This window comes from Pseudomonas fuscovaginae SE-1 (assembly GCF_000364705.1).
Lineage (GTDB): Bacteria > Pseudomonadota > Gammaproteobacteria > Pseudomonadales > Pseudomonadaceae > Aquipseudomonas > Aquipseudomonas fuscovaginae_A.
The window spans coordinates 1-672 of sequence record NZ_AQOH01000313.1 but is presented as its reverse complement, the minus strand read 5'-3'; the positions used below and the strand labels follow the sequence as shown (position 1 = coordinate 672).

At 48.1% G+C, this 672-nt stretch carries 1 protein-coding gene; it reads right to left on the bottom strand.

What is annotated here, in order from left to right; translation table 11 throughout:
• Window positions 1-39 precede the first annotated feature (39 nt).
• The gene (locus K675_RS33200; RefSeq protein ID WP_157383991.1) at window positions 40-510 is read right to left on the bottom strand and encodes a hypothetical protein; all 471 of its coding nucleotides are present in this window, start codon (window positions 508-510) and stop codon (window positions 40-42) included.
• Window positions 511-672 lie beyond the last annotated feature (162 nt).

The following is a 672-nucleotide window of genomic DNA, read 5'->3' as shown; positions in this document are numbered from 1 at the left end:
TTTCATATAACACCGTAAAAAGGTGACCAAATAACTGGTCTACGGAAGGATGGAGGATGTTAGGGACAGGGTTAGGGCGAGTGCCCCTAGTTCATAAAGTTCGTGTTTTTCGGACACATTGGTTTTCTCGGTGTCGAAGTGTACGAGGGCCGATTTAGTTTTCATTAAAAAAATAGTGGCGGGCAGTTCGTAATTGCTTGTTGAATCCTGCAGGTCAAGGGATATATATGGTGGGGTACTTAGGAAAGTTTTGGGGGGGCAATGCAGCGGCCCTGCTTTCACACCTGATTTCACGTCACGGACTAGCAATGGGTTTCCGCATTTCAGGTACTGCCACCCTGCTGGTGGGTGGTGTGTTTGTATATTGAGTTGCCAACAAGAACGGAAGCGCATGAGCAGTTCGCCGATATCGCCCTTGGTCCACGATGATTTGAGCAGCGCAAGCAGCATGGCCGGGATGATCCAGCTTGGTATGCCCCAGACTTGGGAGATGATAGTGGTGAAGTCCATTTCTCAGCCTTTCGGAGATTCAGCGTTAGCCGAATAGTACCGAAATTTAGCGTAATGGCACGATAGTATTGCGGTATAGTGGCCAACTAATCTCGGAAACGACGTCAAGTGTTGCCTCTGTGTAGTGGTCAACAATTCCCGGACACAGAATTGAATTTTTCT

Coding starts and splice junctions, on each gene's coding strand:
- K675_RS33200 (WP_157383991.1), bottom strand. CDS start 510: ATGGACTTCACCACTATCATCTCCCAAGTCTGGGGCATACCAAGCTGG.